Raw genomic sequence first — 860 nt, 5'->3', positions numbered from 1 at the left:
GATTGTCTGACGAGATTGAGATAGTGGCTCTTCTGCTCAGCAAGTGGGCTGACCCTGACCGTGACTGGATTCAAGAAGATTTCGAGCGCCTGATGCTTGCAAACGCTCGAATCCAGAACGGCGTCACCTTGGCGGGAGCTCGTCATGATTGACAATTTGACTCGCAGCGAACTGGAAGCACTGTCAATTTCAAGACCGGAAAAACCGTCTATTCTGGACACGTTGGGGGTGGTCATGGCTTGGCCAGTGCCGCAGAATCTGGTCACCAGAATACAAACGGCCCCGTATCCCATGGACGCACTGCCGGATGACCTGAGGGCTACGGTTGGGGAAGTCCAGGCTTTTGTGAAGGCACCTGTCGCGATGGTCTCGACCTGTGCTATCACGGCGCTGTCGGTGGTGATTCAGGGCGTTGCAGATATTCGGAGAGCCTCAAAACTTGAAGGGCCAAGTAGCCTGTTTTCGCTGATCATCGCTGATTCTGGGGAGCGTAAGTCAACCCTTGACAATTTTTTCTCGAAAGCAATCCGAAACTATGAAGACGAGGAGCGCGACCGGCTAGCGGAAGCCGTCAAGGAGAACCGTGCTGCCATTGCGACATGGGCTGCAAAACGGGAAGGGCTGCTTGCTGCGATCAAGGATGCTGGGAAATGCGGCAAATCCACGGCTGACATTGAGGCCAAAATGCGCGATCACGAGAAGCGGGAACCAGCCCGCCTCCTGGTGCCGCGACTGACTTATTCAGACGCGACCAGCGAGGCATTGGCTTGGGGACTGCATGACGCATGGCCTACCGCCGGTTTGCTGTCCTCAGAGGCCGGTACCGTCTTCGGAGGGCACAGCATGGGCGGGGATTCGGT

Annotated in this window: 1 protein-coding gene; it reads left to right on the top strand. The window is 56.4% G+C overall.

Going from position 1 to position 860, the window contains the following annotated elements; all coding sequences use genetic code 11:
• Positions 1-144: 144 nt before the first annotated feature.
• Positions 145-860: DUF3987 domain-containing protein (locus IV91_RS0111985; protein WP_031598715.1), on the top strand; the 716-nt coding region annotated here is incomplete at its 3' end.

Origin of the sequence: Ferrovum myxofaciens, assembly GCF_000735045.1 — a bacterium.
Taxonomy (GTDB): domain Bacteria; phylum Pseudomonadota; class Gammaproteobacteria; order Burkholderiales; family Ferrovaceae; genus Ferrovum; species Ferrovum myxofaciens.
Note: the sequence above shows the minus strand (reverse complement) of the source record. Positions and strands in the feature narration are given on the sequence as shown.